Source organism: Neoroseomonas rubea (genome assembly GCF_016106015.1).
Lineage (GTDB): Bacteria > Pseudomonadota > Alphaproteobacteria > Acetobacterales > Acetobacteraceae > Neoroseomonas > Neoroseomonas rubea.
In genome coordinates, this window is sequence record NZ_JACADQ010000372.1 from 1 (window position 1) to 3992 (window position 3992).

General features: G+C 72.7%; 4 protein-coding genes. 1 reads left to right on the plus strand and 3 read right to left on the minus strand.

The features are described from left to right. Positions 1-1407, plus strand: a 1407-nt coding sequence (locus HW577_RS22020) for a bifunctional acetate--CoA ligase family protein/GNAT family N-acetyltransferase (protein ID WP_198378259.1), incomplete at its 5' end; no start/stop codon positions are given. 4 nt (positions 1408-1411) lie between these two features. On the opposite strand, the gene HW577_RS22025 is transcribed toward HW577_RS22020, so the two are convergent. The 3 genes from HW577_RS22025 to HW577_RS22035 all read right to left on the minus strand — a co-directional run. After that, complete coding sequence (locus tag HW577_RS22025; protein ID WP_198378260.1) at positions 1412-1999, minus strand: peptidoglycan L,D-endopeptidase MepK; 588 nt, start codon at positions 1997-1999, stop codon at positions 1412-1414. Between the two features lies 1 nt (position 2000). Next, entirely contained in the window at positions 2001-3557 is a 1557-nt protein-coding gene (locus HW577_RS22030) for a L,D-transpeptidase family protein (protein ID WP_198378261.1), read from the minus strand. Between the two features lie 59 nt (positions 3558-3616). Beyond that, positions 3617-3992, minus strand: a 376-nt coding sequence (locus tag HW577_RS22035; protein ID WP_198378262.1) for a (2Fe-2S)-binding protein, incomplete at its 5' end; no start/stop codon positions are given.

Here is a 3992-nt window from a genome sequence, read left to right on the forward strand (position 1 = left end):
GGGGTGCAGCGCGCGCGCCTGGCCGAAGCCGGCGTGGCCGTCTTCGCGACGCCGGAGGCCGCCGTGCGCGGCGCCCTGCATCTCGCACAGGACCGGCGCAACCGCGCCACCGCGGCGGAGTTGCCACCGCGAGAGGTGCTGGACCTGGCGCCGGACCGGGCGCGCGTCACGGCGATCCTGGCCGCCGTGCGCGCGGCGGGCCGGCTGGACCTGACCGAGGAGGAGGCGCTTGGCGTGCTCGCCGCCTATGGCGTGCCGACCGTCCCGGGGCGTGCCGTCAGCGGCCCAGCGGAAGCGGCCGATGCCGCTGCCATGCTCGGTTTTCCTATTGTTCTCAAGATTTTGAGCCCAGATCTTCCACGCAAGACGGAGGTTGGCGGCGTGGTGCTCGGCTTGGCGTCGCCCGCGGCGGTGCAGGCCGCCGCCGAGGACATGGCCGCCCACATCGCCGCCGCGCGGCCGAGCGCACGACTGACCGGCTTCCTTGTCCAGCGGCAGGCAGGGCGCGGGCAGGAACTGCGCCTGCGCCTCGGCGACGATGCGATGTTCGGGCCCTGGATCGCCTTCGGCCGGGGCGGGACGGCGGCGGAAATCGACCCGGATGAGGGCTTCGACCTGCCGCCGCTCAACCTCGCCCTCGCCCGCGGGCTGATCGGGCGGACGCGGACGGCGCGGCTGCTCGCCGGCTGGCGCGACCATCCGCCGGCGAATGTCGGGGCGATTGCCGACGCGCTGGTGCGCCTGTCACAGATCGCGGTCGATTTTCCCGGGATACAATCCTGCAGCATCAATCCTTTGCTGGCTGATCCGCAGGGCGTACTGGCGCTCGACGCGGCGATCGCGCTGCGGCCACGCGGCAGCGCGTCGCTGCTCGCCATCCCGCCCTATCCGGCAGACCTCGCGCGCATTTGGCGTGGACGGGACGGGCGCGAGGTCACGGTGCGTCCGATCCGGCCCGAGGATGCGGCGGCGCATGCCGAAGCCTTCCGGCGGCTCACGGCCGAGGATATCCGCTACCGCTTCTTCTCGACGCTGGCAGAACTCAGCCCGGTCCAGATCGTCCGCATGACGCAGATCGACTACGACAGGGAGATGGCCTTCGTGGCCGTGGCGCGGACGCCCGATGGGCCGGACCGCACGGTCGGCGTCTCCCGCCTGATCCGCGAGCCCGGCGGGCGGAGCGGCGAATTCGCCGTCATCGTGGACCCGTCCTGGAAGGGACAGGGTCTGGCGCGGCACCTCATGGAACGCCTGTTCGACTGGGGTCGGTCCGTCGGCCTTGTCGAGGTCGTGGGCCAGGTGCTGGCCGAGAACGCCCCCATGCTCGCCTTCGTCCGCCGCCTCGGATTCGTGGTGCACGCCAGCGCCGAGGATCCCGATGTCATGGAGGCGCGGAAGGTCCTGTAGCCGGCTACCAGCGCCGCGCCGGCCCGCAATCCAGGTGCACGAAGCCGTCGCGCCGATAGAGCCCGACCCCGCCGATCTGGAGGTCCGCGGCTGCGCGCGCGATGCCGAGCGCCTGGCGCCCGGGCAAGCGCACATCGGCCGCCATGCCGGACATGTGCAGCGAGACGCGGGAGACGCGGCGGGACTGCCTGGCGCGCGCCGCATTGGTCTCCGGGGCGCGGTAGCCGCTGATCACCTCGTAGTGCTCGTCGCTGTCGAGGTGCCGGGCGATGGTGTGCAACACGTCGAACAGGCGGGGGTCCATGGGCGTCGTCTCGTCCATGGAAGGGTCGCGCAGGATGACGTCGAGCCGGCGCAGCGCATCGCGCTCATAGCGCCCGTCGCGCCAATAGACGCCCTCGAAGGATTCGCCGGTCTGGACGCGGCGGATGCGGAGCGTCCTGGCGGCGCCGGCTGCGGCCTGGGCGGCAGCCGTGGCCGGTGCAAGAGCCAAGGCGGCCAGGCCGCCGAGGCCGGCCCGGATCACCTCCCGGCGGCGGGCGGTGGCGGGGTCACAGCAGGGGCAGTCGAGGCGGTGGAAGATGCGCGCCATATCAGCGCGCCCCCGTGCCGCGCACCGCCCCCCCTTCGACCGAGGCGAGCCGCTGCTGCGCGCCGCGCTCCATGGCACGGGCGTACTGGGCATCGAGGCCATAGATGTCTGGGCGCATGATCACTCGGCCTCCATCCACGATGGTTGTCGTGTAGTGCAGCCGGACGGGGATGGAGCGCGCGACCTGCGTGCTGACCGTTCCGCGGCTGGCAAGGACGCGGTCCACCCGCGCCCGATCCCAGCCGCTCGTGCCCGAAAGCGCCTCGGCAAGCAAGTCCATCGGCCGTTCGAGCCGGATGCAGCCCGAGGAGAAGGCCCGGTCCGGCCGACGGAACAGATGCCGGTCGGGCGTGTCATGCATGAAGATGTCGTCGTTGTTCGGCATCACGAACTTGATACGCCCAAGGGCATTCGCGTCGCCGGCATCCTGCCGCACGAAATAGGGGAAGTGGGTGCGGCTGTAGTTGGTAAAGTCGACCGTCGTCGGGTCGACCTGGACGACCTCCCCATCCACCCGCTGATACAGGCGGAAGCCGCGCGCCTGCATCCCCGCGGGGTCGCGGCGGAAGCGCGGCAGCAGGTCCTCCCGCGCATTCCGTTCCGGCACGCCCCAGGGCGGGTTGAACTGCACCGCCGTCATGCGGACGTTGAGCATAGGCGTCTGCCGGTCGGGCCGCCCAACGATGACGGCCATGTCCTGCACCACCCGGTCACCTTCCAGCAGGTGAAGGCGGAAATGCGGGACGTTCACCTCGATGCGGCGCTCGGTCGGGCGGGCGCCCTGGCCACGGCGCATGTCGAGGGCAACGCGCAGCTGCGCGACCTTGTTCTCGACGGGCGTGTTCAGCACCTGCCAGCTGATGGCGCCGACGCGGCCATCCGCCTCCAGCCCCTCGCTCGCCTGGAAAGCGCGCACGGCGTCCTGCAGGCGGGCGTCGTAGGCGGGGTTGTTTGCCTCCGCCCCGGCGACCAAGGCGGGGTCGTAGGCCGCGAGCCGCGCCCGCAGCTGCGGCACGCGCGCATCGGTCGTGCCGGGTTCGAGCGTGCGGCGCAGGTCGCCCGTGATTCGCGGCCAGCCGCCCGCCGCCGCCACGGCGCGGTAGCGGGCGAGTTCCGCCTTGATGGCGGCCGCGCCCTGGGGAAGGTTCGCCGCGCGGTCGATGACCTGCGCCGGCTCGGACGCCGAAGCGAGTTCCGCGACCCAGGCGCCGAGATTCACGCTGGCCGGATCCCGCCGCAGGTCAACGCGGCCGCGCAGGGATGCGACCCGGCCGAGCAGGAGATCCGACAGCGCCAGTTGCGCCGCGCGCAGCGTCTCCACCCGGTGGCGCGCGGGATCGGCTGACGCGGTCTCGGGCGCCGGCACGCCGTACCAGCCCGGATCCAGCCCATCCTCCTCCAGCCGCGCCAGGCGCTCGGCCAGGCGGGTGATGGCCGCGGCCGACGCGGCGCTGGTCTCGGTCGCGAGGATGGCGGAGCCCTGCGCCAGCGCGGGCGCCGGCGGTAGGACGAGGACGGCGGAGGCCGCGAGAAACGGCAGGACGATGAGGGCGCGCATGTCGGGATTCGTAATGTCCCCCGGCACGCGTGCCAATAATGCGATGTGTCGCGCCGCACTTATTCGTGCGGCTGTTGCACAGGCTCCCCAGCCGCGGCGATCATGGCGACCGTGATGGGCTTGTAGGGCGCGCGCGGGCGAAGCGGCGGGATGCCCTCCACCGGCAGGCCGCGCACCTCCGCGACCAGCGCCGCGACGGTTGTCGCGCACATCCGCCCCTGGCAGGGGCCCATCCCGCAGCGAAGATAGGCCTTCACCTGGTTCGGCCCGGTCGCGCCCAGGCGCGCGGCGGCGCGCACCGCGCCGGCGCACACCTCCTCGCACCGGCAGGCCGTGACCTCGTCCGCCGGGGCCAGGATATCGGGCGGCGGGGTGTAGAGCGCATCAAGGAAGGGCCGCGCGGCCAGCGCCTTGACGCGCGCCGCGCGCGGGCCG

Excerpts from the sequence above, each read along its gene's own strand:
- HW577_RS22025 (WP_198378260.1), bottom strand. The coding sequence starts at position 1,999 with ATGGCGCGCATCTTCCACCGCCTCGACTGCCCCTGCTGTGACCCCGCC.
- HW577_RS22030 (WP_198378261.1), bottom strand. The coding sequence starts at position 3,557 with ATGCGCGCCCTCATCGTCCTGCCGTTTCTCGCGGCCTCCGCCGTCCTC.